The sequence below is a fragment of the Halomonas sp. H10-59 genome, assembly GCF_040070555.1.
Lineage (GTDB): Bacteria > Pseudomonadota > Gammaproteobacteria > Pseudomonadales > Halomonadaceae > Halomonas > Halomonas litopenaei.
In genome coordinates, this window is sequence record NZ_CP098828.1 from 4297514 (window position 1) to 4320739 (window position 23226).

35 protein-coding genes are annotated in these 23226 nt (G+C 62.0%); 4 read left to right on the forward strand and 31 right to left on the reverse strand.

Going from position 1 to position 23226, the window contains the following annotated elements; genetic code table 11:
- Positions 1-108: 108 nt before the first annotated feature.
- Both NFG57_RS18670 and nadE read left to right on the forward strand, forming a co-directional pair.
- Positions 109-633, forward strand: a complete 525-nt coding sequence (locus tag NFG57_RS18670) for a CinA family protein (protein WP_108449184.1) — start codon at positions 109-111, stop codon at positions 631-633.
- A 26-nt stretch (positions 634-659) separates the two neighbouring features.
- Entirely contained in the window at positions 660-1490 is an 831-nt protein-coding gene (gene nadE / locus NFG57_RS18675; protein WP_348814952.1) for an ammonia-dependent NAD(+) synthetase, read from the forward strand.
- Positions 1491-1683: 193 nt separating this feature from the next.
- Here the strand turns inward: nadE and ssb are convergent, their stop codons facing one another.
- Entirely contained in the window at positions 1684-2346 is a 663-nt protein-coding gene (ssb, locus tag NFG57_RS18680; protein ID WP_348814953.1) for a single-stranded DNA-binding protein, read from the reverse strand.
- A gap of 267 nt (positions 2347-2613) precedes the next feature.
- On the reverse strand, positions 2614-3999 hold the full coding sequence (locus NFG57_RS18685; protein WP_108133424.1) for an MFS transporter: 1386 nt from the start codon (positions 3997-3999) through the stop codon (positions 2614-2616).
- 184 nt (positions 4000-4183) lie between these two features.
- Between NFG57_RS18685 and uvrA the strand changes: the two genes are divergently transcribed.
- Both uvrA and NFG57_RS18695 read left to right on the forward strand, forming a co-directional pair.
- The gene (uvrA, locus tag NFG57_RS18690) at positions 4184-7054 is read left to right on the forward strand and encodes an excinuclease ABC subunit UvrA (RefSeq protein ID WP_045990837.1); all 2871 of its coding nucleotides are present in this window, start codon (positions 4184-4186) and stop codon (positions 7052-7054) included.
- Between the two features lie 294 nt (positions 7055-7348).
- Positions 7349-8587, forward strand: coding sequence for a PD-(D/E)XK nuclease family protein (locus NFG57_RS18695; RefSeq protein ID WP_108133882.1), 1239 nt, complete (start codon positions 7349-7351; stop codon positions 8585-8587).
- A gap of 49 nt (positions 8588-8636) precedes the next feature.
- Here the strand turns inward: NFG57_RS18695 and NFG57_RS18700 are convergent, their stop codons facing one another.
- The 29 genes from NFG57_RS18700 to rpsJ all read right to left on the reverse strand — a co-directional run bounded on the left by NFG57_RS18700 (position 8637) and on the right by rpsJ (position 23179).
- Positions 8637-9203, reverse strand: a complete 567-nt coding sequence (locus NFG57_RS18700) for a lysozyme inhibitor LprI family protein (RefSeq protein ID WP_348814954.1) — start codon at positions 9201-9203, stop codon at positions 8637-8639.
- 226 nt (positions 9204-9429) lie between these two features.
- Positions 9430-9819 (reverse strand): 50S ribosomal protein L17, encoded by a 390-nt coding sequence (rplQ, locus tag NFG57_RS18705; RefSeq protein WP_045990838.1) that lies wholly within the window; start codon positions 9817-9819, stop codon positions 9430-9432.
- Positions 9820-9858: 39 nt separating this feature from the next.
- Positions 9859-10857, reverse strand: a complete 999-nt coding sequence (rpoA, locus tag NFG57_RS18710; RefSeq protein ID WP_108133880.1) for a DNA-directed RNA polymerase subunit alpha — start codon at positions 10855-10857, stop codon at positions 9859-9861.
- Between the two features lie 80 nt (positions 10858-10937).
- On the reverse strand, positions 10938-11558 hold the full coding sequence (gene rpsD / locus NFG57_RS18715) for a 30S ribosomal protein S4 (protein WP_045990840.1): 621 nt from the start codon (positions 11556-11558) through the stop codon (positions 10938-10940).
- Positions 11559-11570: 12 nt separating this feature from the next.
- A complete protein-coding gene (gene rpsK / locus NFG57_RS18720; protein ID WP_013331014.1) occupies positions 11571-11957 on the reverse strand; it encodes a 30S ribosomal protein S11 in 387 nt (128 codons plus the stop codon).
- A 39-nt stretch (positions 11958-11996) separates the two neighbouring features.
- A complete protein-coding gene (gene rpsM, locus NFG57_RS18725; RefSeq protein WP_045990841.1) occupies positions 11997-12353 on the reverse strand; it encodes a 30S ribosomal protein S13 in 357 nt (118 codons plus the stop codon).
- A 122-nt stretch (positions 12354-12475) separates the two neighbouring features.
- On the reverse strand, positions 12476-12589 hold the full coding sequence (rpmJ, locus tag NFG57_RS18730; RefSeq protein WP_031384759.1) for a 50S ribosomal protein L36: 114 nt from the start codon (positions 12587-12589) through the stop codon (positions 12476-12478).
- A gap of 49 nt (positions 12590-12638) precedes the next feature.
- Positions 12639-13970: a preprotein translocase subunit SecY gene (gene secY / locus NFG57_RS18735; RefSeq protein WP_045990842.1), complete on the reverse strand. Its 1332-nt coding sequence runs from the start codon at positions 13968-13970 to the stop codon at positions 12639-12641.
- A complete protein-coding gene (gene rplO, locus NFG57_RS18740; RefSeq protein ID WP_045990843.1) occupies positions 13971-14405 on the reverse strand; it encodes a 50S ribosomal protein L15 in 435 nt (144 codons plus the stop codon). It abuts the gene before it with no gap.
- A gap of 3 nt (positions 14406-14408) precedes the next feature.
- Positions 14409-14591, reverse strand: a complete 183-nt coding sequence (gene rpmD / locus NFG57_RS18745) for a 50S ribosomal protein L30 (RefSeq protein ID WP_045990844.1) — start codon at positions 14589-14591, stop codon at positions 14409-14411.
- 6 nt (positions 14592-14597) lie between these two features.
- Positions 14598-15098 carry a 30S ribosomal protein S5 gene (gene rpsE, locus NFG57_RS18750; RefSeq protein ID WP_045990845.1) on the reverse strand — a complete coding sequence of 167 codons (501 nt, stop codon included), beginning with the start codon at positions 15096-15098 and terminating at the stop codon, positions 14598-14600.
- Between the two features lie 11 nt (positions 15099-15109).
- Positions 15110-15460 (reverse strand): 50S ribosomal protein L18, encoded by a 351-nt coding sequence (gene rplR, locus NFG57_RS18755; protein WP_045990846.1) that lies wholly within the window; start codon positions 15458-15460, stop codon positions 15110-15112.
- A 9-nt stretch (positions 15461-15469) separates the two neighbouring features.
- The gene (rplF, locus tag NFG57_RS18760) at positions 15470-16000 is read right to left on the reverse strand and encodes a 50S ribosomal protein L6 (RefSeq protein ID WP_348814955.1); all 531 of its coding nucleotides are present in this window, start codon (positions 15998-16000) and stop codon (positions 15470-15472) included.
- A gap of 9 nt (positions 16001-16009) precedes the next feature.
- Positions 16010-16402, reverse strand: a complete 393-nt coding sequence (gene rpsH, locus NFG57_RS18765; protein ID WP_045990848.1) for a 30S ribosomal protein S8 — start codon at positions 16400-16402, stop codon at positions 16010-16012.
- 32 nt (positions 16403-16434) lie between these two features.
- Positions 16435-16740, reverse strand: coding sequence for a 30S ribosomal protein S14 (rpsN, locus tag NFG57_RS18770; RefSeq protein ID WP_206944196.1), 306 nt, complete (start codon positions 16738-16740; stop codon positions 16435-16437).
- 10 nt (positions 16741-16750) lie between these two features.
- Positions 16751-17290: a 50S ribosomal protein L5 gene (rplE, locus tag NFG57_RS18775; RefSeq protein ID WP_045990850.1), complete on the reverse strand. Its 540-nt coding sequence runs from the start codon at positions 17288-17290 to the stop codon at positions 16751-16753.
- An 18-nt stretch (positions 17291-17308) separates the two neighbouring features.
- Entirely contained in the window at positions 17309-17626 is a 318-nt protein-coding gene (rplX, locus tag NFG57_RS18780; protein ID WP_045990851.1) for a 50S ribosomal protein L24, read from the reverse strand.
- A 14-nt stretch (positions 17627-17640) separates the two neighbouring features.
- Positions 17641-18012 (reverse strand): 50S ribosomal protein L14, encoded by a 372-nt coding sequence (gene rplN / locus NFG57_RS18785; protein ID WP_009723896.1) that lies wholly within the window; start codon positions 18010-18012, stop codon positions 17641-17643.
- Between the two features lie 48 nt (positions 18013-18060).
- Entirely contained in the window at positions 18061-18321 is a 261-nt protein-coding gene (rpsQ, locus tag NFG57_RS18790) for a 30S ribosomal protein S17 (protein WP_045990852.1), read from the reverse strand.
- A 1-nt stretch (position 18322) separates the two neighbouring features.
- Complete coding sequence (gene rpmC / locus NFG57_RS18795; RefSeq protein ID WP_045990853.1) at positions 18323-18514, reverse strand: 50S ribosomal protein L29; 192 nt, start codon at positions 18512-18514, stop codon at positions 18323-18325.
- A complete protein-coding gene (gene rplP, locus NFG57_RS18800) occupies positions 18514-18927 on the reverse strand; it encodes a 50S ribosomal protein L16 (RefSeq protein WP_045990854.1) in 414 nt (137 codons plus the stop codon). The genes rpmC and rplP overlap by 1 nt, the downstream gene beginning before the upstream one ends.
- Before the next feature lie 15 nt (positions 18928-18942).
- Positions 18943-19641 (reverse strand): 30S ribosomal protein S3, encoded by a 699-nt coding sequence (gene rpsC / locus NFG57_RS18805; protein WP_045990855.1) that lies wholly within the window; start codon positions 19639-19641, stop codon positions 18943-18945.
- A gap of 11 nt (positions 19642-19652) precedes the next feature.
- A complete protein-coding gene (gene rplV, locus NFG57_RS18810) occupies positions 19653-19985 on the reverse strand; it encodes a 50S ribosomal protein L22 (RefSeq protein ID WP_045990856.1) in 333 nt (110 codons plus the stop codon).
- An 18-nt stretch (positions 19986-20003) separates the two neighbouring features.
- Positions 20004-20279: a 30S ribosomal protein S19 gene (gene rpsS / locus NFG57_RS18815; protein WP_045990857.1), complete on the reverse strand. Its 276-nt coding sequence runs from the start codon at positions 20277-20279 to the stop codon at positions 20004-20006.
- Positions 20280-20312: 33 nt separating this feature from the next.
- Positions 20313-21143, reverse strand: coding sequence for a 50S ribosomal protein L2 (gene rplB, locus NFG57_RS18820; protein WP_108133879.1), 831 nt, complete (start codon positions 21141-21143; stop codon positions 20313-20315).
- 17 nt (positions 21144-21160) lie between these two features.
- Positions 21161-21457, reverse strand: coding sequence for a 50S ribosomal protein L23 (rplW, locus tag NFG57_RS18825; protein ID WP_045990859.1), 297 nt, complete (start codon positions 21455-21457; stop codon positions 21161-21163).
- Complete coding sequence (gene rplD, locus NFG57_RS18830; protein ID WP_045990860.1) at positions 21454-22062, reverse strand: 50S ribosomal protein L4; 609 nt, start codon at positions 22060-22062, stop codon at positions 21454-21456. Before rplD ends, rplW begins: the two co-directional genes overlap by 4 nt.
- Before the next feature lie 14 nt (positions 22063-22076).
- Entirely contained in the window at positions 22077-22715 is a 639-nt protein-coding gene (gene rplC, locus NFG57_RS18835; RefSeq protein ID WP_045990861.1) for a 50S ribosomal protein L3, read from the reverse strand.
- 152 nt (positions 22716-22867) lie between these two features.
- A complete protein-coding gene (rpsJ, locus tag NFG57_RS18840) occupies positions 22868-23179 on the reverse strand; it encodes a 30S ribosomal protein S10 (protein ID WP_045990862.1) in 312 nt (103 codons plus the stop codon).
- Between the last annotated feature and the right edge of the window lie 47 nt (positions 23180-23226).

The window sequence follows — 23226 nt, forward strand, 5'->3', positions numbered from 1 at the left end:
GAGGCATCCGTCTCGCAAGGAGTGGGTTGGAAGACCCGGCCTTCAGCCCCTATGCTGAATTTGCCAAAACGAGCATTTCCCACTCTCATCATCGCAGGAGAGCACGCCATGGAATGGCTGGAAGATCTTGTCGACTACCTGACCGAGCACGACATCAAGCTGGCCACCGCGGAGTCCTGCACCGCCGGTCTGATCGCCTCGGAACTGGCCCGCGTACCTGGCAGCGGCCAGGTCATCGACAGCGGACTGGCCGTCTACTCGCCTGAGGCCAAGAACCGCTACCTCGGGATCCCCTTCGAGACCATCTCGCGCTACGGCCTGACCGGCGAGGAGATCACCCGGGAGATGGTGCTGGGCACCCTGAACAACTCCAACGCCAAGCTGGCGATCGCCAACACCGGCATCGCCGGCCCAGGCGAACCCGAGGATGGACCGCCCAAGGGCACGGTGTGCCTGGGCTGGGGTTTTCGCTACGAGGACAAGATCTACGTGGTCACCACCACCGAGCATTTCGACGGGGATCGCAACGAGGTCCGCCTGGCGGCGGCCCATCATGCCCTCAAACGGGTGTGTGACTGGCACCGCGACATTCGCGACGGCAAGCTCGCGCCCTACTGGCGTGAGCACGACTGACACCCCAATCCCGCAAGGAGGCACGGATGACCCACGACGATATCGACCAGTTGCAGCGCATCATCGCGCGTGAACTCGAAGTCCAGCCCGGGGCGGACATCAGGGATGAAATTCAGCGGCGCCAGGCGTTTCTGATCGACCAGCTTCACACCACCGGCCAGCACTGCCTGGTGCTCGGCATCAGTGGCGGCGTGGACTCGACCAGCGCCGGCCTGCTGGCCCAGCGGGCGGTCGAGGCAGCGCGGGAGCGACTGCCCGAAGCACGCTTCATCGCCATGCGCCTGCCCTATGGCGAGCAGCAGGATGATGACGACGCCAGGCAGGCGCTGGACGCCATCCAGCCGGACGAGTGCCTGACGGTCAATATCAAGCCGGCCAGCGACGCCATGCTGGAAGCGCTGGAGCAGGCAGGCCTTGAGTTTCGCGACCAGGCCCACCGCGACTTCGTGATGGGCAATATCAAGGCGCGCCAGCGGATGATCGCCCAGTACGCCGTGGCCGGTGCTCAAGGTGGCCTGGTCATCGGCACCGACCAGGCCGCCGAGGCAGTGATGGGCTTCTACACCAAGCACGGTGACGGCGCCTGTGACCTGGTGCCCCTGGCCGGCCTGACCAAGGGCCAGGTCCGCGAAATGGCTGCACAACTGGGCGCCCCGGATACCCTGGTCAACAAGGTGCCGACGGCGGACCTGGAGTCACTGCGCCCGCAGTTGAGTGACGAGGAAGCCCTCGGCGTCAGCTACGCCGCCATCGACCGCTTCCTCACCGGCGAGAGTGTCGCCCCCGAGGACGCCGAGCGCATCATCGCCACCTGGCGGCGCACCGCCCACAAGCGTGCCATGCCCAGGACGCCCTGATACCCCGGGCACTTGAGGCGAAGCGCCTTGGCCGAAGAGAGACGCTGCAAGAGAAAGAGGCACTTGGCGAGAAGAGGCACTGCACTGAACAGGCGCTGACCAAAAAAGAAGACCCGGAACGCAAGGAGGCCCTGCCGATGCAGGGCCTCCTTGGTTTGCTAATGACGCCATTTGATGGCATCCACAACGGGACTTAGAACGGGATCTCGTCGTCGAAGTCGTCGAAGTTGCCCGGGTCCGGTGCACCGAAGCCGCCCTTCTGACCACCGCCCTGGTTGGGCGCCTGTTGGGGCGGACGGTTCTGCTGAGCGCCACCCTGCTGGCCACCGCCAAAGTTGCCGCCCTGCTGGGGCTGGCCGCCACCGAAGTTGCCACCCTGCTGGGGCTGGCCACCACCGAAGTTGCCGCCCTGCTGGGGCTGGCCACCACCGAAGTTGCCGCCCTGCTGGGGCTGACCACCGCCGAAGTTGCCGCCGCCCTGAGGGCCGCCGCCGAAGCCGCCACCCTGGCCGCCTTCACCGCGACCATCGAGCATCTGCATGTCGTTGGCGACGATCTCGGTGGAGTAGCGATCCTGGCCGTTCTGGTCCTGCCACTTGCGAGTCTGCAGGCGACCTTCGATGTACAGCTTCGAGCCCTTCTTGAGGTACTGCTGGGAAATTTCGGCCAGCTTGTTGAACATCACCACCCGGTGCCATTCGGTGCGTTCCTGGCGCTGGCCGCTCTGGCGGTCCATCCAGGTATCGGTGGTCGCGAGGTTCAGGTTGGCCACGGCGGTGCCGGACGGTGTAAAGCGCACCTCCGGATCCTGGCCGAGGTTGCCGATGAGGATGACCTTGTTGACGCCACGGGCCATGGTTGACTCCTTGATGCAGACAATGGGTGCCGGGCCGGCGGGCAGGATAGCTGCCACGCCCCCGGTGACAATCGGTCGGCGTCGATCGGTCGACGCCACAAAAGCGGATGTCGCTACTATACGCGAGATCGAGACGATTCGCCGCCGTGAAGAACGCCTCGGCACTCGAGCGCAGACAGTGTGCGGCGACGTGATGTCGCGACAAGGTGCCGACACTATCTACCGCGACTATCTACCGCGGCTATCTACCGCAACTATCTACCGCTACTAGGAGCGCTGGGTCGAAGAACGGGTCAGCCGCGCCAGCGCCTCGGTGTCCAGGGTGGCGCGATCCACCTTCAAGTAAGCCAGCCGCTCTTCCGGCACCACCAGCACGTCCTCGACACCGGCGACAGCGGCAAAGCGCGCCATCAGGTTGTCCAGGGTATCGCTCTCGTGTTCGTCGGCCAGGGCCACCACCTCGCTGGACAGGTGGCGCGGTGCGCGCATGCCGAGCATCAGCACGAACCAGCCAAGCCCCAGCAGCGCTGCCCCCAGGAACACCGCCGACAGCCCGAACTGCTGGGCCAGGAAGCCGCCCATCACGCCACCGAGGAAGGCCCCCAGGAACTGGCTGGTGGAATAGACCCCCATGGCCGTGCCCTTGGCCCCGGCCGGCGCCAGCTTGCTGATCATCGACGGCAGGGTGGCCTCGAGCAGGTTGAAGGCGGTAAAGAAGGCCAACAGCCAGGCGCCCAGGGCTACCAGGCCCGAACCGGCGAGGCCCAGCCCGACAAGACTCAGGGTGATGGTGGCGATGGCGCCGAGGCACATCAGCTTCATCTTGCGCTTCTTCTCGGCCACGATCACCAGCGGCACCATGGCGACGAAGGACAGCCCCATCACCACCAGGTAGACCAGGCCATGGCGGGCTTCGACGACACCGGCATCGACCAGCTTGAACGGCACGGCGGTGAAGATCGCCATCAGGATCAGGTGCAGGCTGAAGATGGAGGCGTCCATGCGCCACAGATCCATGCGCCCGAGGATGCTGGCGAGCTGCCCGCGATCGAGGCCGACGTCACGATGGCCGCGCCGGCGCGGCGCCGGCGGCACCAGTTTCCACAGCACCAGCATCCCCAGCGCCGCCAGCAGGGCGGTGAAGTAGAACACCCCGGCCAGGCCAAAGTGGCTGGCCACCAGCGGGCCGAGCACCATGGCGACGCCAAAGGCCACGCCGATCGACAGACCGATGGTCGCCATGGCGGCGGTGCGAACCTGCTCGCGGGTCTGGTCGGCCAGAAGCGCCATGATGGCGGCGGCCACCGCACCGCTGCCCTGCAGACTGCGACCGACAATCATCATGGCGATGGAGTCCGCCTGGGCGGCGACCACGCTGCCGATCAGAAACAGCCCCAAGCCAGCAGCAATCACCGGCTTGCGCCCGATGCGATCCGACAGCAGACCGAAGGGAATCTGCAGTACCGCCTGGGTCAGGCCATAGACGCCGAGCGCCAGCCCCACCAGCAGAGGGGTGGCCCCGACCAGGTGGTCGGCGTTGAGGGCGAGTACGGGCAACACCATGAACAGCCCGAGCATGCGTGTGGCGTAGAGCCCCGCCAGACCGACGATGGCGCGCCGCTCGGAGGCTAACAAGAGTCTGGCCTTGGACATGAACGAATTCCGGCTTGAGAGCGGGGAGAGAGCCCCGAAGGTGGACCGCATATTCTAGCGCCTGGGGGCGATCCAGAAAATGCCGACACTCGAGTCATTTCACAAGCGTCTTTTCACCGGTGGCTTTGCCGGCCGGGCGACCGGCCACGTATAATCGACCTTTTGCCGCGTCTTCGAGGTGGGAATGGACAAGATTCTGGTCAGGGGTGCCCGCACCCACAACCTCAAGCAGATCGACGTCGAACTACCCCGTGACAAGCTGATCGTGGTCACCGGACTGTCTGGCTCCGGCAAGTCGTCGCTGGCCTTCGATACCCTCTACGCCGAGGGGCAGCGCCGCTACGTGGAGTCGCTGTCCACCTATGCGCGCCAGTTCCTGTCGATGATGGAAAAGCCCGACGTGGACCATATCGAGGGGCTGTCGCCGGCGATCTCCATCGAGCAGAAGTCCACCTCCCACAACCCGCGCTCCACCGTCGGCACCATCACCGAGATCTACGATTACCTGCGCCTGCTGTTCGCCCGTGCCGGCACCCCGCGCTGCCCGGAACACGGCGAGGACCTCGAGGCCCAGACCATCTCGCAGATGGTCGACCAGGTGATGGCGCTGCCGGAAGGCAGCAAGCTGATGCTGCTGGCCCCGGTGGTCAGCGGTCGCAAGGGCGAGCACCTGCAGCTGCTGGCAGAGCTGCGCTCCCAGGGCTTTGTACGCGCCATGGTCGACGGCCAGGTGCTGGAACTCGACGACGTGCGCCCGCTGGACAAGAACCGCAAGCACGACATCAGCGTGGTGGTGGACCGCATCAAGGTACGCGAAGGCCTCGAGCAGCGCCTGGCGGAATCCTTCGAGACCGCCCTGGGTCTGGCCGACGGTACCGCCATGGTCCACTTCATGGACGGTGAACAGGACGACATGGCGTTCTCGGCACGCTTCGCCTGTCCGGTCTGCGGCTACTCCATCGCCGAACTCGAACCGCGGATGTTCTCGTTCAACAACCCGGCCGGCGCCTGCCCCACCTGCGACGGCCTGGGGGTGCAGCAGTTCTTCGACCCGGAAAAGCTGATCAGCCACCCGGAGCTGTCCCTGGCGGAAGGCGTGATCAAGGGCTGGGACCGGCGCAGCGTCTACTACTTCAACCAGCTGAAGTCGGTGGCCGAGCACTACCGCTTCACCCTCGAGACCCCGTGGCAGGATCTGGCCCGTCACGAGCGCGAGGTGATCCTCAACGGCAGCGGCAAGGACGACATCGCCTTCAGCTACGTCAATGATCGCGGCAAGAAGGTCACCCGCGAGCATCCCTTCGAGGGCGTGCTGCCGAACATGCAGCGCCGCTACCGCGAGACCGAGTCGAGCATGGTCCGCGAGGAACTCGCCCGCTACATCGCGGTGCAGCCCTGCCGCACCTGCGAGGGCTCGCGCCTGCGCAAGGAAGCCCGCCACGTGTTCGTCGACGACACCACCCTGCCCGAGGTGGTGCGCCTGCCGATCGGCGACGCCCAGCGCTACTTCAGTGAACTCAGCCTGCCTGGTCGGCGCGGCGAGATCGCCGAGAAGATCCTCAACGAGATCTCGGCCAGACTCGAGTTTCTGGTCAACGTCGGCCTCGACTACCTCAACCTGGAGCGCAGCGCCGAGACCCTGTCCGGTGGCGAGGCCCAGCGCATCCGCCTGGCCAGCCAGATCGGTGCCGGCCTGGTGGGCGTGATGTACATCCTCGATGAGCCCTCCATCGGCCTGCACCAGCGCGACAACGACCGCCTGCTGCAGACCCTGGAACGCCTGCGCGACCTGGGTAACACGGTGATCGTGGTCGAACACGACGAGGACGCGATCCGTGCCGCCGACCACGTGCTCGACATCGGCCCCGGCGCCGGTGTCCATGGCGGCGAGATCGTCGCCGAAGGCACCCCGGAGGAGGTCATGGCCAACCCGGCCTCGCTGACCGGTCAGTACCTGTCCGGTACCCGCGCCATCGAGGTACCGCCCTGGCGCATCCCCGGCAACCCGGAAAAGATGCTCAAGCTCACCGGCGCCTCGGGCAACAACCTCCAGGACGTCACCCTGGAGCTGCCGCTGGGGCTGTTCGTGTGCGTTACCGGGGTGTCCGGCTCGGGCAAGTCGACCTTGATCAACTCGACCCTGATGCCGATCGCCGCGCGCGAGCTGAACAAGGCCACTACCCTGACGCCGTCACCCTACACCGGCATCGAGGGGCTCGATCAGCTCGACAAGATCATCGACATCGACCAGAGCCCGATCGGCCGCACGCCGCGCTCCAACCCGGCGACCTACACCGGCATCTTCACCCCCATTCGTGAACTGTTCGCCGGCACCCAGGAGGCGCGCTCACGCGGCTACAAGCCCGGCCGCTTCTCGTTCAACGTCAAGGGCGGGCGCTGCGAGGCGTGTCAGGGCGAGGGCATGATCAAGGTCGAGATGCACTTCCTGCCGGATATCTATGTGCCCTGCGACGTGTGCAAGGGCAAGCGCTACAACCGCGAGACCCTGGATATCCACTACAAGGGCAAGACCATCGATGAGGTGCTGGAGATGACCGTGGAGGAGGCGCTGGAGTTCTTCAGCCCGGTGCCCGCCATCGCCCGTCGTCTGCAGACCCTGGTCGACGTGGGCCTGACCTACATCCGCCTGGGCCAGAGCGCCACCACCCTGTCCGGCGGCGAGGCCCAGCGGGTCAAGCTGGCCCGGGAGCTGGCCAAGCGCGATACCGGCAAGACCCTGTACATCCTCGACGAGCCCACCACCGGCCTGCACTTCGAGGACATCCGCCAGCTGCTGACGGTCCTGCACCGGCTGCGCGACCACGGCAACACCGTGGTGGTCATCGAGCACAACCTTGACGTGATCAAGACCGCCGACTGGCTGATCGACCTGGGCCCGGAGGGCGGGTCCGGCGGTGGACGCATCATCGCCGAGGGCACCCCGGAACAGCTCGCCGAGATGGAGGTCTCCCACACCGGGCGCTTCCTCAAGCCGCTGCTCAAACGCGCCGCCCCCACCTCGCGCAAGGGCGACAAGGAAACCGCGACCGCCTGAGGACGCCTCGGAACACAACGAGCGGGTGTCGCAACATCGCCAACGCAAGACGCCCGAGATAAGGCAAATGAAAAAAGGGGAAGGCCAAGGCCTTCCCCTTTTATCTTCCAGGCGTCGCGCACTTTTATCACGGGGAACAGGCGCGGCCTCATCCTGCGACTGCCGTTGTCATCTGAATACCAGATATCAACACCAATAGAAGACTGGCACCTGAACTCGATCACTTTTTGTGCCTCCACCTTTCGATATGCTGAGACACACAATCATCGGTTTGCCCACACAGGGAGGTCCGCCATGCCACACGAGAACAAGGAGCCATCACTTGATGATGAGCATCGCGCACTGGAAGCGCTATTCGAAAGGATGGAGCAGATGCCCCCGCCGGCGCCGCCAGAGCCCAACCTTTTTTCCATTTCAGGGCCGGGGCAACACGAGAACCGACTGTCGGACCTGATGGCGATCTTCATGGGTAGCCACGAAGGCGCCCCAAGGTGGCTGGCCAAGGCGCTAGTGGCGTGCCTTCTGAAAAAGGGCGCTTTCCCGGGTGAGCTAGAAGACGACCTGCTCTTGTGCACTGACTGGGACAGCCTCTCGGTCGAGCGCGAAGTCCCGTCGCCGGACGTTCGGGATGGCAACGACAAGCGGCTCGATCTGGTCATCTCGAGCGACAGCTTTGTGATCGGCATCGAACACAAGGTATGGGCGTCGGCGTCATACAACCCCTTCACTACCTACGCCGCCATGATTGACGCCTATCAGCAGCCCTATCAGGTCCGCTGCGTACTGAGCCCCCTGACCCAGCGGGACGATGTCCCCGTCGACTGGGTATGCGTCTCCTACGACGAGTTGATCACCGCCGCTCGAGAGCGATTCGGCGAGGAAGTCGCCACCAGCACCTTTACCAAATGGCAGGTCTTCTATCAGGAACTGCTGCAGCACCTGCACGCCATCGCCCACCAGGACAAGGCCATGATCATGGACGACAAGGAACTCACGTTCGCCCTCAAGCACTTCGCTCAACTCAAGCAGGCGGCGAGGAAACTCGGACTACTGGAAAGCGAACTGGTTCAGCAGTGCACTCGCACGTTGGCGTCCACTCTGGATATTTCGGAAAACGAGATCATCAAGTCGAGCAGCACCTGGCGTGACGAACAGCGGGTACTCCGCTTCTCTTTCCCCCACTGGGAAGGGCATAACAACCAGGCCTGCCTGGTCTATTACCCCACCTCGGAGTCTGACGCTGCCGACAGCGAAAGTATCGGCTTCTACGTCAGAGGCTACATCGACCGGCAGGCTACTTCTGCAGATCTAGAGGACATCGCCGAGGACTTCATGAGCACCGTTCCGGACACCTGCAGCGATGCTTGCTCCTTCTATCGCGATGGCGAACCTAAAGACTTCAGGTTTGAAAGCAACAAGCGCTATCTGGTCCTCGATGCCTGGCCCCACCCCTATACCCGAGAAGGCGCCCTGAACGCGCTGGGCGACCTGGCCCGCTGGATCGATCAGCGCCTCAGTCAAAGCGTCCAGTAAACCACAGGAAGACGCGGCCGCGATCGCTGGGTGGCGGCAAGGCGCACGCCTAAAGACTGCTCTCGTGCAGGATGCCCTTCAAGGTAAGCGCCCGCTGGGCGGTCTGTTCAAGCTGACAGGCGGCGGCGACGACGCTGCGGATGGTGCCATCCTGATAGCGGGCATAGGCGTAGCCGCACTCGGCGTCGCGAAAGGTGATCCAGGCGCGCTGCACGTCTCTTAGCGCGTCCACCCGGGAGATACCCACGTCAGGATTCCCCTCGTCCTGCTCGCGCATCAACGCGCGCAGCTCCTGATACTGGGCGTTGAGCAGTTCATCCCAGACCCGGGTCTCCTGGGCCAGACAATCGACGATGCCCAGGAGACCCGGGGTCTGCTGGCAGGCGTCGGCGGCGAGTCCGATGCAGTCACCCACCGCCCCCTGGCCCATCTGTACAAAGCAGTCGCGCACCTCGGCTGCGGCGACCGTGGGCGCCGCACTGCCCCCCACCTCGGCCAATGATGACGCCTGGGCAGCCTCCTTGCCCGCTTCTTCTGGATCGCCCGGCGTCTGCGCCACGGCGATGACTGGCGACAGCACCAGCATCGACAACAGCCTCTGCCACGTCCTTTGCATGCCTTCCCCCGATACCTTGTCCCTGACTGACAGCATAGGGGAAGCCACGCCGTGCGGACACACAGCCCTGGCGCTTATGTCATCGCTGCCCCTGGATGCCAGCCCTCTCGGGCCGGCCCAGCTTCCGACCATCATGCCCAAGAGTCCCGTCGACAAATGACAGACATAAAAAAACCGACACCCGGAGGTGTCGGTTTCGCGTCGTGTCGAAGCGCTGTCGAAAGGATTACTCCTCGCCGACGGCCTCTTCTTCAACGACGGGGCGATCGACCAGCTCGACGTAGGCCATGGGGGCGTTATCGCCGGTGCGGAAACCGCACTTGAGAATACGGACGTAACCGCCCGGACGCTCGACGTAACGCGGACCCAGCTCGTTGAAGAGCTTGCCGACCGCTTCCTTCGAGCGGGTACGGCTGAAGGCCAGACGCCGGTTGGCGACGCTGTCTTCCTTGGCCAGGGTGATGAGCGGCTCGATATGACGACGCAGCTCCTTGGCCTTGGGAAGGGTTGTCTTGATCACTTCGTGCTCGACCAGCGACACGCTCATGTTGCGAAACATGGCCTGGCGGTGCGAGCTGGTACGATTGAGGTGACGACCACTCTTACGATGACGCATGGTTGTGATTCCTTACCAAACTGGGACTCGAGCCGACGCTTAGGCGGTGGCCTTGTCGTCCTTCAGGCTAGCCGGCGGCCAATTTTCAAGCCGCATGCCAAGGGACAGACCACGAGCAGCCAACACGTCCTTGATCTCGTTCAAGGACTTCTTGCCGAGGTTCGGGGTCTTCAACAGCTCCACCTCGGTGCGCTGAATCAGATCGCCGATGTAGTAGATATTCTCGGCTTTCAGGCAGTTGGCGCTACGAACGGTCAACTCGAGATCGTCTACGGGGCGCAGCAGGATGGGATCGATATGATCCTCTTCCTCGACCACTTCCTGTTCCTTGTCGGCTTCCAGGTCGACGAACGCTGCCAGCTGCTCTTGCAGGATGGTCGCGCTGCGACGGATCGCCTCTTCCGGATCCAGGGTGCCGTCGGTTTCCAGGTTGATGATCAGCTTGTCGAGGTCGGTGCGCTGTTCGACGCGGGCGGCTTCGACGCTGTAGGAAACGCGGCGCACGGGGCTGAAGGTCGCATCCAGCTGCAGACGGCCGATGGCGCGTGTCTCGTCGTCGGCTTCGCTGCGGACATCCGCAGGCTCATAGCCGCGACCACGGGCCACCTTCAGCTGCATCTTGAGCTCGGCGCCTTCATTGACGTGGGCGATGACGTGCTCGGGGTTGACCACTTCGACGTCGTGATCGACGGCGATGTCACCAGCGGTGACGACGGCCGGGCCCTGCTTGTTCAGCGAGAGCATCGCCTCGTCGCGGCTGTGCATCTTGATCGCCACGTCCTTGAGGTTCAGGAGGATTTCGATGACATCTTCCTGGACACCCTCGATCGCGCTGTACTCATGGTCGACACCAGCGATCTCGGTCTCCACCACGGCGCAGCCGGGCATGGACGAGAGCAGGATACGACGCAGAGCATTGCCCAACGTGTGGCCGAAGCCACGCTCGAACGGCTCGAGCACGATCTTTGCGTGGTGTGCGCTGATCTCTTCGACCTTGATGTCGCGAGGACGGAGAAACTCTGTCACTGAACGCTGCATATGAACACCTTTCAGGCTGCCAAACGAATACTCGGTAATAACCGCCGCCCTCCCGGAGGAGGGCGGCGCGGACGGACCGCTTACTTCGAGTACAGCTCGACGATCAGTTGCTCGTTGATGTCGGCAGTCAGGTCACCGCGCTCAGGCAGGGCCTTGAAGGTGCCTTCCATCTTCTTGGCGTCGAGTTCGATCCAGGCCACGTCGCCACGGTTGGCGGCGATGCTCAGGGCGTTCTGGATACGCGCCTGTTGCTTGGCCTTTTCACGAACGGATACCACGTCGCCGGGCTTGACCTGGTAGGAGGCCACGTTAACGGTCTTGCCGTTGACGGCAATCGCCTTGTGGCTTACCAGCTGACGAGCCTCGGAGCGAGTGGCGCCAAAGCCCATGCGGTAGACGACGTTGTCCAGTCGGGACTCAAGCAGCTGCAGCAACAACTCACCGGTCGCACCCTTCAGGCGGGCGGCTTCCTTGTAGTAGTTGCGGAACTGCTTTTCGAGTACGCCGTACATGCGACGTACTTTCTGCTTCTCGCGAAGCTGCAAGCCGTAGTCGGAAAGACGCTGACGGCGCTGGCCGTGCACACCCGGAATCTGTTCGGATTTGCACTTTTTCTCGAAGGGAGTGACACCGCTCTTGAGGAAGAGGTCGGTACCTTCCCGGCGAGACAGTTTGCACTTCGGTCCAATGTAACGAGCCATGAATCTGTCTCCTTAAACGCGGCGTTTCTTCGGCGGACGGCAGCCATTGTGGGGAATGGGCGTCGCGTCGGTGATGCTTTGCACGCGGAAGCCGGCGGCGTTGAGTGCACGCACGGCGGATTCACGGCCAGGACCGGGGCCCTTGACCAGCACGTCGACGTTTTTCACACCATACTCGGCTGCAGCAGTTGCTGCACGCTCGCTTGCCACTTGAGCAGCGAACGGGGTGCTCTTGCGAGAACCACGAAAACCCGAACCACCGGCTGTCGCCCAGGAAAGAGCGTTGCCCTGGCGGTCTGTGATCGTAATGATCGTGTTGTTAAAAGAGGCATGGATATGCGCAACGGCATCCACTACCTGCTTTTTAACCTTTTTACGGTTGCTACGCGGGTTAGCCATGTTGATGTCAATTCCTGTCTTTACGCCAGAACGTGCGTGTTATTTGCGGATCGGCTTACGCGGTCCCTTACGGGTACGCGCGTTGGTCTTGGTGCGCTGACCGCGCATCGGAAGACCACGACGATGACGCAGACCACGGTAGCAACCCAAGTCCATGAGACGCTTGATGTTCAGCGTCACATCACGACGAAGGTCGCCTTCAACGGTATACTTGCCGACTTCACTACGCAGGCTGTCGATCTCTTCAGATGACAGATCCTGGATCTTGGTGGTCGGCGCGATGCCGGTCGCTTCACAGATTTCCTGCGCGCGAGTACGGCCAATCCCGAAGATGTAGGTCAGCGAGATCGCCGCATGCTTGTTGTCCGGGATATTGACGCCTGCAATACGGGCCATCAGCTTACTCCGAAGTTTGAGCGGCTTGCTCGGTTAATCAACTACAAAAGGCGCAATAGCATACCCCCTTCCCGTCATTAGGGCAAGGGGTATGCCAGCACCCGGTTCAATTCAGGCCAGGATTAACCCTGGCGCTGCTTGTGCCGCGGCTCGGTGCAGATGACGCGAACAGCGCCATTGCGACGAATGATCTTGCAATTGCGGCACATTTTCTTCACGGAAGCTCGAACTTTCATCGTTCTCTCCAAAATCGGCTTGCGGCGTGCCAAATCGGCCTGCGGCGCCTTAGCGCATGATGCCGCCGCTACCGTAGCCTTTCAGGTTGGACTTCTTCATCACCGACTCATACTGGTGCGACATGAGGTGCGACTGCACCTGGGCCATGAAGTCCATGATGACCACGACCACGATCAGCAGCGAGGTACCGCCAAAGAAGAACGGCACGTTCCACGCTACGATCAGGAACTGGGGCATCAGGGAAACCGCAGTGATGTAGAGAGCGCCGAACAGGGTCAGACGAGTCATGACCTTGTCGACATAACGAGCGGTCTGCTCGCCAGGACGAATCCCCGGCAGGAAGGCACCCGACTTCTTGAGGTTGTCGGCCACATCCTTGGGGTTGAAGACCAGCGCTGTGTAAAAGAAGCAGAAGAATACCACCGCCGCCGCGAAAAGCAAGATATAAAGGGGCTGACCTGGGGCCAACGCCTGGGACGCGCGCTGCAACCATTCCATGCCGTCGCCCGCACCTACCCACTGACCGAGGGAGGCGGGGAACAACAGGATGCTCGAGGCAAAGATGGCCGGAATGACACCCGCCATGTTGACCTTGAGCGGCAGGTAGCTGCTCTGCCCTGCATACATCTTGTTGCCTACCTGGCGGCGCGGGTAGTTCACCGTGATCCGGCGCTGGCCGCGTTCGATGAACACGACGAACGCCACGGTGGCGATACCCAGAAGGCTAAGCGCCAACAGCGGCAACACATTCCACGCGCCCTCGTTGCGGGCAAGCTCGAAGGCTTGAGCCACAGCTCCGGGCAGGCCGGCGACGATACCCGCGAAGATCAGCAGCGAAATGCCGTTGCCGATGCCCTTCTCGGTGATCTGCTCACCCAGCCACATCAAGAACACCGCGCCACTCACGAAGGTGATGATCGCGGTGAAATAGAAGCTGAGATCGGCCGTATAGGCAATGCCTTGGCTGGCCAGACCCACGGACATGCCGGTGGCCTGAACCAGGGCCAGCACCACCGTGCCGTAGCGCGTGTACTGGCTGATCTTGCGGCGGCCGCTCTCGCCCTCCTTCTTCAACTGCTCGAGGTGGGGCGAGACGGCGGTCAGGAGCTGCATGATGATCGACGCCGAGATGTACGGCATGATGCCGAGGGCGAGGATACTCATGCGCTCCAGGGCACCGCCCGAGAACATGTTGAACATGCCCAGGATGGTGCCCTGCTGCTCCCTGAACAAGGCAGCAAGCTGGTCAGGATTGATACCGGGAACGGGTATGTGGGCACCGATACGGTAGACCACGATGGCGAGGAGCACGAAGCGCAGACGCGCCCACAGTTCACTCAGACCGCTGCCCATCGCCGGCATGTTTCCTGACTTGGCCATTTAGTCCTCTACCTTGCCACCGGCGGCTTCGATCGCTGCGCGGGCACCCTTGGTGACCCGCAGACCGCGAACGGTGACCGCCTTGTTCAGATCGCCGGAAAGGATCACCTTCGCATGCTGCGTGGAATCCTTCAGCACATTGGCTTCCTTGAGGCTTTCCAGAGTGACTTCGTCACCCGCGACCTTGGCCAGCTCGGCCAGGCGGACTTCCTCGGAAACCAAAGACTTGGCGGAGGTGAAACCAAACTTCGGCAGACGACGCTGCAGGGGCATCTGACCGCCCTCGAAGCCGGGCTTCACGCTGCCACCGCTGCGCGACTTCTGGCCCTTGTGGCCACGGCCGCCGGTCTTGCCCAGACCGGAACCGATGCCACGACCGACGCGCTTTTCAGCGTGCTTGGAGCCCGGTGCCGGGCTCAGGCTGTTAAGTTTCATGGATTACTCTCCCTCAACACGCACAAGGTAGTTGACCTTGTGGATCATGCCGCGAACGGCAGGGGTGTCTTCCAGTTCAACCGTGTGACCGATGCGGCGCAGGCCGAGGCCCTTCATGGTGGCCTTGTGCTTGGCCAACGTGCCGATGGTGCTGCGGGTCTGGGTAACCTTGATCGTAGCTGCCATGGTGTATTACCCCGTGATCGCTTCGACTGAGAGACCGCGCTTGGCGGCCACGTCTTCCGGCGACTGCATGGAAGCCAGGCCATTCACGGTCGCACGGACCACGTTCACCGGATTGGTGGAGCCATAGCACTTGGCCAGGACGTTGTGCACGCCGGCCAATTCCAGCACGGAGCGCATGGCGCCGCCGGCGATGATACCAGTACCGTCAGAGGCCGGCTGCATGTACACCTTGGAGGCGCCATGACGAGCCTTGACCGGATACTGGAGGGTACCGCCGACCAGGTTCACCTTGATCATGTTGCGGCGCGCCTGGTCCATCGCCTTCTGAATCGCGACCGGCACTTCACGTGCCTTGCCACGACCGAAGCCGACGCGACCGTTACCGTCGCCCACGACAGTCAGAGCGGTGAAGCCGAAAATACGGCCACCCTTGACCACCTTGGCGACACGGTTGACCTGCACGAGCTTTTCCTGCAGATCGCCGTTTTGCTGTTCGTTCTTCGCCATCGTAAAACCCTTTAGAATTCCAGGCCGCCTTCACGTGCGGCGTCGGCCAGGGCCTTCACACGACCGTGGTACTTGAAGCCAGCGCGGTCGAAGGCCACCTGGGTGATGCCCGCTTCCTTGGCGCGTTCAGCGATCAGCGCACCAACTTTGGCTGCGGCGTCTGCATTGCCGGTCGAACCCTCGCGCAGGCTCTTGTCCAGCGTGGAAGCGCTGGCCAGGACCTTGCCACCATCCGGCGAGATAATCTGCGCGTAGATGTGACGGGGGGTACGATTGACGCACAGGCGAGACACGCCCAGCTCGCGGATCTTCGCGCGAGCGCGGCGGGCACGACGGAGACGAGATTCTTTCTTCGCGTTCATAACCCTGCCTTACTTCTTCTTGGCTTCTTTACGGCGGACCTGCTCATCCGCGTAACGCACACCCTTGCCCTTGTAGGGTTCAGGCGGACGGAAAGCGCGGATTTCCGCTGCGACCTGGCCGAGCTTCTGCTTGTCCGCGCTCTTCAGCACGATGACGGTGTTCTTCGGCGTTTCAGCCGAGACACCTTCAGGCAGTTGATAGTCGACCGGGTGAGAGAAGCCCAGTGTCAGGTTGAGCGTCTGGCCTTTCGCTTGAGCGCGATAACCGACGCCGATGATTTCGAGAGACTTGGTAAAGCCCTCGGACACGCCGGTGACCAGGTTCTGAACCAGGGCACGGGTGGTGCCGACCATGGCCCAGCTCTTAGCAGATTTGCTCGGCTGGAAGGTCAGCTGGCCATCTTCCTGCGCGACCACGACATCGTCGTGAACGGGCATGGAGAGGGTGCCCTGACCGCCTTTGGCGGTCAGCGTGGCGCCGTCGATCTTGACCTCGACGCCAGCGGGCACTTTAACCGGATATTTGGCTACGCGGGACATTCCAAACTCCTAGAATACGGTGCAGAGGACTTCGCCGCCGACACCAGCCTGACGCGCGGCACGATCGGTCATCACACCCTTGGAGGTGGTGACGATCGCGACACCCAGGCCATCGGCGACCTTCGGCAGCGCATCCTTGCCCTTGTAACTACGCAGGGACGGCTTGGAAACCCGCTGCAGATGCTCGATGACCGGCTTGCCTTCGAAGTACTTGAGGCTGACGGTCAGCTCGGGCTTGGCTGATTCGCTCACGGCGAAGTCAGTGATGTAACCCTCTTCTTTCAGCACGCGGGCCACTTCAACCTTGATCTTGGAGGACGGCATGGTGACCGTCTCCTTGGTGGCCTGCTGCGCATTGCGGATACGGGTAAACATATCCGCCAGAGTGTCTTGCATGCTCATTTAACTTGCGCTCCTGATGATTCTACGTGGCGTTACCAGCTGGACTTCTTCAGTCCGGGCACGTCGCCACGCATGGCGGCTTCACGCAGCTTGTTACGACCGAGGCCGAACTTGTTGTAGTAGCCGTGCGGACGGCCAGTCACGCGGCAGCGGTTACGCTGACGCACGGGGCTGGAGTCACGCGGCAGCGACTGCAACTTCAGCTGCGCATCGAAGCGCTCCTCATCGGAGCTGTTCACGTCCTGGATGATCGCCTTGAGCTCGGCACGCTTGGCAGCATACTTCTCAACCAGTTGCGCGCGCTTCTGCTCACGCTCAATCATGCTCTTCTTTGCCATGATCCCACCCCTATTTCTTGAACGGGAAGTTCAGTGCGCTCAGCAGCGCACGACCTTCGTCATCGGTGTTGGCAGTGGTGGTGATGGTGACATCCAGACCACGAATCCGGTCGATCTTATCATACTCGATCTCCGGGAAGATGATCTGCTCACGCACCCCCATGCTGTAGTTGCCACGACCGTCGAAGGACTTCGGGTTGAGACCACGGAAGTCACGAACGCGGGGGATCGCGATATTCACCAGGCGATCGAGGAAGTCCCACATGCGCTCACTGCGCAGTGTGACCTTCACGCCGATCGGCCAGCCTTCACGCACCTTGAAGCCCGCGATGGACTTACGTGCCTTGGTCACCATCGGCTTCTGACCGGAGAGCTTCTCCAGGTCGCCGACGGCAGCGTCGATCAGCTTTTTATCGCTGGTCGCTTCGCCGATACCCATGTTCAGAGTCACCTTGGTGATCCGGGGTACCTGCATAACGTTGGCGTAGCTGAACTGCTCTTTCAGTTGAGCCACCACCTCGTTTTGATAACGTTCTTTCAAGTTCGCCATTTTGCTACCCGACTCGCGTTAGGCGTCGATCTGCGCTTGCGTCGACTTGTAGATACGTACCTTGGTACCGTCTTCCTTGATCTGGAAGCCGACGCGATCCGCCTTACCGGTCTCCTGATTGAAGATGGCTACGTTGGACGCGTGAATCGGAGCCTCGCGCTCGACGATACCGCCCTGATTGCCGGCCATGGGGTTCGGCTTGGTGTGACGCTTGATCATGTTCACACCCGCTACCACGAACCGCTCGTCCTTGAGGACGCGCTTCACGGTACCGCGCTTACCCTTGTCCTTGCCGGCGATGACGATCACTTCATCATCACGTTTGATCTTTTGCATGTCGCCTCGCTCCCTTACAGCACTTCAGGCGCTAAGGAAATGATCTTCATGAACTTCTCGTTGCGAAGTTCACGCGTCACCGGCCCGAAGATACGGGTACCGATCGGCTGCTCGTTGGTGTTGTTCAACAAGACGGCCGCATTTCCATCGAAGCGAATCAGCGAACCGTCGCTGCGACGGACGCCACTGCGGGTCCGGACAACTACCGCTTTCAGCACCTGGCCTTTCTTGACCTTGCCGCGCGGAATAGCTTCCTTCACCGTGACCTTGATGACGTCACCAACGCGAGCGTAGCGGCGGTGTGAACCACCCAGCACCTTGATGCACTGCACCCGGCGCGCTCCGCTGTTGTCGGCGACATCCAGCATTGTCTGAGTCTGAATCATCGGTTTTCTCCAAACCTAAACTGACTGCACGAGGTTAAGGCCGTGGCCTTAACCCTTGGCCTGTTCGACAACCTCGACCAGGGTCCAGGCCTTCTTCTTGGACAGCGGACGACATTCCTGGATGGATACCGTGTCACCGGCCTTGGCCTGGTTGGTCTCGTCGTGGGCGTGCAGCTTGGTGGAGCGCTTAACGTATTTGCCGTAGATCGGGTGGCGCTCACGACGCTCGATCATTACAACGATGGACTTGTCCATCTTGTCGCTCACCACCTTGCCGGTGAGCGTACGGGCTTTTTTCTCTTCGGCCATCTCAGACACCTGCCTTCTCGTTGAGCACAGTCTTCACGCGGGCGATATCCCGACGAACCTGCTTGAGCAGATGAGTCTGGCTCAGCTGGCCGGTGGCCTTCTGCATGCGCAGGTTGAACTGCTCGCGGAGGAGTTCGAGGAGCTGCTCATTGAGCTGCTCGGCGGACTTTTCACGAATTTCCTGGGCTTTCATCACATCACCGTCCGTTTCACAAAGGTGGTGGAGACCGGGAATTTCTGGGCGGCCAGTGCGAAAGCTTCGCGGGCCAGTTCCTCGGAAACGCCTTCGATCTCGTAAAGGACACGACCGGGCTGGATCTGTGCGACCCAGTACTCGACGGAGCCCTTACCTTTACCCATCCGGACTTCCAGGGGCTTCTTGGAAATCGGCTTGTCCGGGAAGACACGGATCCAGATCTTGCCGCCACGCTTGACGTGACGGGTGATGGCACGACGGCCAGCTTCGATCTGACGGGCGGTGACACGACCGCGGCCGGTGGCCTTGAGGCCGAACTCGCCGAAGCTCACTTTGCTTCCGCGATGCGCCAGGCCACGGTTGCGGCCCTTCTGCACCTTACGGAATTTTGTACGCTTGGGTTGTAACATCGAATCGCTCTCCCCTTACCTGGAACCTTTCTTCTTGGAGGGCGCTGCCTGGCTCTGCTTCGCCTTGGCGCGGACCTCCTCGATGCCCCCGAGGATTTCACCCTTGAAGACCCAGACCTTGACACCGATGATGCCGTAGGTGGTCTTGGCTTCGTAGGTGGCGTAATCGATGTCCGCACGCAGGGTATGCAGCGGAACACGACCTTCGCGGTACCACTCGGTGCGGGCAATTTCCGCGCCGCCGAGGCGACCGGAGAGCTGCACCTTGATGCCGCCAGCGCCCAGACGCATGGCGTTCTGGACAGCGCGCTTCATGGCGCGACGGAACATCACACGGCGCTCGAGCTGGCCGGCAATGTTCTGTGCGACGAGCTGAGCATCCAGCTCGGGCTTGCGAACTTCCTCGATGTTGACGTGAACAGGCACGCCCATCATCTCGGTGACGTCGCGACGCAGGCGATCGACATCTTCGCCCTTCTTGCCAATCACGATGCCCGGACGGGCAGTGTGAATGGTGATGCGCGCGTTGTTCGCGGGACGCTCGATGGTGATCTTGCTAACGGAGGCGTTTTTCAGACGCTCTTCCAGGAAGCTACGCACCGCGAGGTCGTTGTTGAGCTTATCGGCATAGGCGCCGCGCTCGGCGTACCAGACAGAGGTATGGTCTTTGACGATACCCAGTCGGATGCCTGTCGGATTGACTTTCTGACCCATCTGGTCGACTCCTACTTCTCGGCTACCTTGACGGTGATGTGGCAAGTGCGCTTCAAAATGCGATCCGCACGGCCTTTGGCGCGCGGACGGATGCGCTTGAGCGTCGTACCCTCATCGACACAGATGGTCGAGACGCGCAGCTCGTCGATGTCCATGCCGTTGTTTTCTTCCGCATTCGCGATGGCGGACTGCAGCACCTTCTTGACCAGCTTGGCCGCCTTCTTCGGTGAGAAGGTCAGCAGGTCGATTGCTTCGGCGACAGGCTTACCGCGCACCTGATCAGCCACCAAACGGGCCTTCTGGGCGGATAAACTGGCGCCACGCAGCTTTGCTGTGACTTCCATCTCTTAATCCTCTCTGGCTTACCGTTTGGCTTTCTTATCCGCCGCATGGCCGCGATAGGTGCGGGTAGCAGCGAATTCGCCCAGCTTGTGGCCAACCATTTCCTCGGAGACGTGCACCGGGACGTGTTGGCGACCGTTATGGACTGCAATGGTGAGCCCGACCATGTTGGGCAGGACCATTGAACGACGCGACCAGGTCTTGATCGGTTTGCGATCGTTCTTTTCCGCTGCAGTCTCAACCTTTTTCAGCAGATGAAGGTCTACAAAAGGACCTTTCTTCAGTGAACGTGGCACAGCCGTTACCTCTTAATGTCTTGGCGTGGGATCTTAACCGCGAGCCTTGCGGCGGCGGACGATCAGCTTGTCGGTGCGCTTGTTCTTGCGGGTCTTGTGGCCCTTGGTGGGCATACCCCACGGGGACACCGGATGACGACCACCGCTGGTGCGGCCTTCACCACCACCGTGCGGGTGATCCACCGGGTTCATCGCGACACCGCGAACAGTCGGGCGCACACCTCTCCAGCGCTTTGCACCGGCCTTGCCAAGTTGACGCAGGCTGTGCTCGGAATTGCTCACCTCACCCAGGGTCGCGCGGCACTCGGCCAGCACCTTGCGCATCTCGCCGGAGCGCAGACGCAGGGTGGCGTAGTTGCCTTCACGAGCCACCAGCTGGGCGCTGGTACCGGCGCTGCGTGCGATCTGAGCACCCTTGCCAGGCTTCAGTTCGATGCAGTGCACCGTGGAACCCAGCGGGATGTTGCGCAGCGGCAGTGCGTTGCCCTTCTTGATCGGCGCATTGACGCCGGACTCGAGGCGATCACCGGCACTCACGCCCTTGGGGGCGATGATGTAGCGACGCTCACCGTCGATGTACTTCAGCAGCGCGATGTGGGCGCTACGGTTCGGGTCATGCTCCAGGCGCTCGACGATGGCCGGAACGCCATCCTTGGTGCGCTTGAAGTCGATGATCCGATAGTGGTTGCGATGACCACCGCCGACGTGGCGAGTGGTGATGCGACCCTGGTTGTTACGACCACCGGACTTGGACTGCTTCTCGAGCAACGGCGCGTAAGCGCGGCCCTTGTACAGTTCCTCACCAACAATCTTGACGACGTGGCGACGACCGGCGGATGTGGGTTTTGTCTTGACGATTGCCATGATCCGTACTCCTGCCTTTACTCGGCGCCAGAGAAGTCTTCAAGCGTCTCGCCGGCGGCCAGTGTCACGTACGCCTTGCGATAACCCTTGCGCATACCAACACCATGCGCGGTGCGCTTGGTCTTGCCCTTCACGTTCAGAACAGAAACGCGATCGACCTTCTTGCCGAACAGCTCCTGGACGGCAGCCTTGATCTCGGGCTTGGTTGCGTCACTCGCCACCTTGAACACGTACTGGTTACGCTCGGCGGCCATGGCGGCCTTCTCGGTCACGTGCGGACCAAGCAGAACCTTGAATACACGCTCCTGGTTCATGCCAGCTTCTCCTCGAATTTGCGCAGTGCGGAGACGGTAGCCAGGACCTTGTCGAAGGCGACCAGGCTGACCGGGTCGGCGGCGGCGACGTCCACCACATCCACGTTGGGGATGTTGCGGGCTGCCAGGTACAGGTTCTCGTCGACTTCTTCGGTGACGATCAGCACCTTCTCCAGGCCCAGGTCGGAAAGCTTGGCGACCAGCTGCTTGGTTTTGGGTGACTCGACAGAGAAGGCATCAACGGCAACAAGACGCTCCTGACGGACCAGCTCGGACAGAATCGAGCGCATGGCCGCACGGTACATCTTGCGGTTGACCTTCTGGGAGTGGTCCTGCGGACGGGCCGCGAAGGTCACACCACCGCTGCGCCAGATCGGCGAGCGAATGGTACCGGCGCGAGCGCGACCGGTGCCCTTCTGGCGCCACGGCTTCTTGCCGCCGCCACGGACGTCGGAGCGGTTCTTCTGGGCGCGGGTGCCCTGACGACCACCAGCCAGATAGGCGGTGACGACCTGGTGCACGAGCGCTTCGTTGAATTCTTTGCCAAAGGTAGCGTCGGACAGCTCAACGGTCCCGGCGCTTGCACCTGCAAGATTCAGATTCATTGGAAAGTTCCCCTTCAGCCAGCTTTGACGGCGCTGCGCACGATGACATCACTGCCGGTAGCACCAGGAACGGCGCCTTTGATCAGCAGCAGGTTGCGCTCGGCATCGACACGGACGATTTCCAGGCTCTGAACGGTGCAACGTGCGTTGCCCATCTGGCCGGCCATCTTCTTGCCCTTGAACACGCGGCCCGGGGTCTGGCACATGCCGATGGAACCCGGAGCACGGTGGGACAGAGAGTTACCGTGGCTGTTGTCCTGGGTACGGAAGTTCCAGCGCTTCACTGCGCCCTGGAAGCCCTTACCCTTGGAGGTGCCGGTCACGTCAACGCTTTGACCAGCTTCGAAGAGGGATACGGTGAGTTCGCCGCCCACTTCCGGAGCTTCGTCGCCTTCGCTCAGGCGGAACTCCATCAGGGAACGACCAGCCTCGACACCTGCCTTGGCGTACAGGCCAGCTTGGGCCTTGGACAGATGCTTGGCTTTGCGGGAGCCGGTTGTCACCTGGACCGCGGCGTAGCCGTCGGATTCGACAGACTTCACGCAGGTCACGCGGTTGGGATCAACCTCGATAACGGTTACGGGCACAGACGCGCCGTCTTCGGTGAAGACACGGGTCATGCCGGCCTTCCTACCGACCAAACCGATAGTCATGCTTAGTCTCCTTTAGTGTACGGGGCTATCACCCGCTATGGCTGCCCTTTCCAGAGCATTCCACTAGCACGTTGTGTAACGCCATCCCGGCGTGGCGGCTGCTGAACCTCTACTGGATGAGAGGGACGCTGGGCCGCGAGTGTCTAGTGATATCAGTCGAGCTTGATTTGCACGTCCACGCCAGCGGCGAGGTCGAGCTTCATCAGGGCATCAACGGTCTTCTCGGTCGGCTCGACGATGTCGAGCACACGCTTGTGGGTACGAATCTCGTACTGATCACGGGCGTCCTTGTTCACGTGCGGGGAAACCAGCACGGTGTAACGCTCGCGATTGGTCGGCAGAGGAATCGGACCACGAACCTGGGCGCCGGTACGCTTGGCGGTTTCAACAATCTCCGCGGCGGACTGGTCGATCAGGCGATGGTCGAAAGCCTTCAACCGAATGCGAATCTTCTGGTTCTGCATTTGCCCTAACTCCAATGGAACTTGACGGCGCGAGCCGTCAACCCACG

Bases quoted from the DNA above. Each gene is read 5' to 3' on its own strand.
- NFG57_RS18670 (WP_108449184.1), top strand. From the start codon at position 109: ATGGAATGGCTGGAAGATCTTGTCGACTACCTGACCGAGCACGACATC.
- nadE (WP_348814952.1), top strand. From the start codon at position 660: ATGACCCACGACGATATCGACCAGTTGCAGCGCATCATCGCGCGTGAA.
- ssb (WP_348814953.1), bottom strand. From the start codon at position 2,346: ATGGCCCGTGGCGTCAACAAGGTCATCCTCATCGGCAACCTCGGCCAG.
- NFG57_RS18685 (WP_108133424.1), bottom strand. From the start codon at position 3,999: ATGTCCAAGGCCAGACTCTTGTTAGCCTCCGAGCGGCGCGCCATCGTC.
- uvrA (WP_045990837.1), top strand. From the start codon at position 4,184: ATGGACAAGATTCTGGTCAGGGGTGCCCGCACCCACAACCTCAAGCAG.
- NFG57_RS18695 (WP_108133882.1), top strand. From the start codon at position 7,349: ATGCCACACGAGAACAAGGAGCCATCACTTGATGATGAGCATCGCGCA.
- NFG57_RS18700 (WP_348814954.1), bottom strand. From the start codon at position 9,203: ATGCAAAGGACGTGGCAGAGGCTGTTGTCGATGCTGGTGCTGTCGCCA.
- rplQ (WP_045990838.1), bottom strand. From the start codon at position 9,819: ATGCGTCATCGTAAGAGTGGTCGTCACCTCAATCGTACCAGCTCGCAC.
- rpoA (WP_108133880.1), bottom strand. From the start codon at position 10,857: ATGCAGCGTTCAGTGACAGAGTTTCTCCGTCCTCGCGACATCAAGGTC.
- rpsD (WP_045990840.1), bottom strand. From the start codon at position 11,558: ATGGCTCGTTACATTGGACCGAAGTGCAAACTGTCTCGCCGGGAAGGT.
- rpsK (WP_013331014.1), bottom strand. From the start codon at position 11,957: ATGGCTAACCCGCGTAGCAACCGTAAAAAGGTTAAAAAGCAGGTAGTG.
- rpsM (WP_045990841.1), bottom strand. From the start codon at position 12,353: ATGGCCCGTATTGCAGGCGTCAATATCCCGGACAACAAGCATGCGGCG.
- rpmJ (WP_031384759.1), bottom strand. From the start codon at position 12,589: ATGAAAGTTCGAGCTTCCGTGAAGAAAATGTGCCGCAATTGCAAGATC.
- secY (WP_045990842.1), bottom strand. From the start codon at position 13,970: ATGGCCAAGTCAGGAAACATGCCGGCGATGGGCAGCGGTCTGAGTGAA.
- rplO (WP_045990843.1), bottom strand. From the start codon at position 14,405: ATGAAACTTAACAGCCTGAGCCCGGCACCGGGCTCCAAGCACGCTGAA.
- rpmD (WP_045990844.1), bottom strand. From the start codon at position 14,591: ATGGCAGCTACGATCAAGGTTACCCAGACCCGCAGCACCATCGGCACG.
- rpsE (WP_045990845.1), bottom strand. From the start codon at position 15,098: ATGGCGAAGAACGAACAGCAAAACGGCGATCTGCAGGAAAAGCTCGTG.
- rplR (WP_045990846.1), bottom strand. From the start codon at position 15,460: ATGAACGCGAAGAAAGAATCTCGTCTCCGTCGTGCCCGCCGCGCTCGC.
- rplF (WP_348814955.1), bottom strand. From the start codon at position 16,000: ATGTCCCGCGTAGCCAAATATCCGGTTAAAGTGCCCGCTGGCGTCGAG.
- rpsH (WP_045990848.1), bottom strand. From the start codon at position 16,402: ATGAGCATGCAAGACACTCTGGCGGATATGTTTACCCGTATCCGCAAT.
- rpsN (WP_206944196.1), bottom strand. From the start codon at position 16,740: ATGGCAAAGAAGAGCATGATTGAGCGTGAGCAGAAGCGCGCGCAACTG.
- rplE (WP_045990850.1), bottom strand. From the start codon at position 17,290: ATGGCGAACTTGAAAGAACGTTATCAAAACGAGGTGGTGGCTCAACTG.
- rplX (WP_045990851.1), bottom strand. From the start codon at position 17,626: ATGCAAAAGATCAAACGTGATGATGAAGTGATCGTCATCGCCGGCAAG.
- rplN (WP_009723896.1), bottom strand. From the start codon at position 18,012: ATGATTCAGACTCAGACAATGCTGGATGTCGCCGACAACAGCGGAGCG.
- rpsQ (WP_045990852.1), bottom strand. From the start codon at position 18,321: ATGGCCGAAGAGAAAAAAGCCCGTACGCTCACCGGCAAGGTGGTGAGC.
- rpmC (WP_045990853.1), bottom strand. From the start codon at position 18,514: ATGAAAGCCCAGGAAATTCGTGAAAAGTCCGCCGAGCAGCTCAATGAG.
- rplP (WP_045990854.1), bottom strand. From the start codon at position 18,927: ATGTTACAACCCAAGCGTACAAAATTCCGTAAGGTGCAGAAGGGCCGC.
- rpsC (WP_045990855.1), bottom strand. From the start codon at position 19,641: ATGGGTCAGAAAGTCAATCCGACAGGCATCCGACTGGGTATCGTCAAA.
- rplV (WP_045990856.1), bottom strand. From the start codon at position 19,985: ATGGAAGTCACAGCAAAGCTGCGTGGCGCCAGTTTATCCGCCCAGAAG.
- rplB (WP_108133879.1), bottom strand. From the start codon at position 21,143: ATGGCAATCGTCAAGACAAAACCCACATCCGCCGGTCGTCGCCACGTC.
- rplW (WP_045990859.1), bottom strand. From the start codon at position 21,457: ATGAACCAGGAGCGTGTATTCAAGGTTCTGCTTGGTCCGCACGTGACC.
- rplD (WP_045990860.1), bottom strand. From the start codon at position 22,062: ATGAATCTGAATCTTGCAGGTGCAAGCGCCGGGACCGTTGAGCTGTCC.
- rplC (WP_045990861.1), bottom strand. From the start codon at position 22,715: ATGACTATCGGTTTGGTCGGTAGGAAGGCCGGCATGACCCGTGTCTTC.
- rpsJ (WP_045990862.1), bottom strand. From the start codon at position 23,179: ATGCAGAACCAGAAGATTCGCATTCGGTTGAAGGCTTTCGACCATCGC.